The organism is Psychromonas sp. (genome assembly GCF_983033635.1).
In genome coordinates this window covers 758-1,559 of the sequence record NZ_CEZLMY010000170.1, presented here as the reverse complement: position 1 = coordinate 1,559, position 802 = coordinate 758, and the positions used below count along the sequence as shown (strand labels likewise).

Below are 802 nucleotides of genomic sequence, written 5' to 3'. Positions count from 1 at the left end.
TTTCATTAAGCTGCAGATCACTATCCTGCAGTTGTTGCAGATCCAACTGCAGACCATAAAAACTATCTGTTTCCTCCCGCCATTTAGGGTCTAAATCAGTACGTGCCAGTTGCTCTGTTGATAACAAACGACCGATATTATCTTTCCAATTGACGGCCAGGGGTTCATTCGCTAAAAAGTGCTGTAGCGAGCCGACTTGCGGCAGTAACTGCTGCTCAACGGCTAAACACTGCTGCTTAAGCTGTTCAAGGTGACGGTTATCTTTTTTGTGTTTATCGAGTAGTTTTTCACGCTGTTTTTCCAGCACGCTTAAGTGACTGTTTAACACATTGTGCTTCTGCAAAATAACTGTTTGCGTTTCATGTGCGGCGCGAATATCAGCTTGATTGTTTTCAATGGAAATTAACAGCTCATTATCAATTGTCGGATTCTGCTGTTGCAGATGCGCCTGACTGAGTTTGTTATCAAGGGTCTGCTGCTGCATATTAAGCTTTAGGTAGCTTGCATTTAATAACTCATTTAACTGATTAAGTTGATGCTGATAGGTTTCATTTATCACCGCAAGCTGCACATTCGCAGACTCTTTAATATTTGCTGTTTGCTCTTTATTGCTGGCAATATCTGTTACTTTTTGCAGTTTTAAATCTTGGATTAACTTCTCAAATTTTACGTGGATTTTACTGATATTACCTTCAAACGCCTCAATAACCTCATTCACTTCATTGAGTTGCTGCTGAATACGCGGCGCTTGCTCGGCTTGCAGTTGAAAACTGGCGGCATCATTATCATCATAATTAAGCTT

The 802-nt window shown here is 40.8% G+C and carries 1 protein-coding gene; it reads right to left on the bottom strand.

Annotation, left to right across the window (positions count from 1 at the left end; genetic code table 11):
- Positions 1-802, bottom strand: an 802-nt coding sequence (locus AC4GME_RS15780; protein WP_490379734.1) for an ATP-binding protein, incomplete at both ends; no start/stop codon positions are given.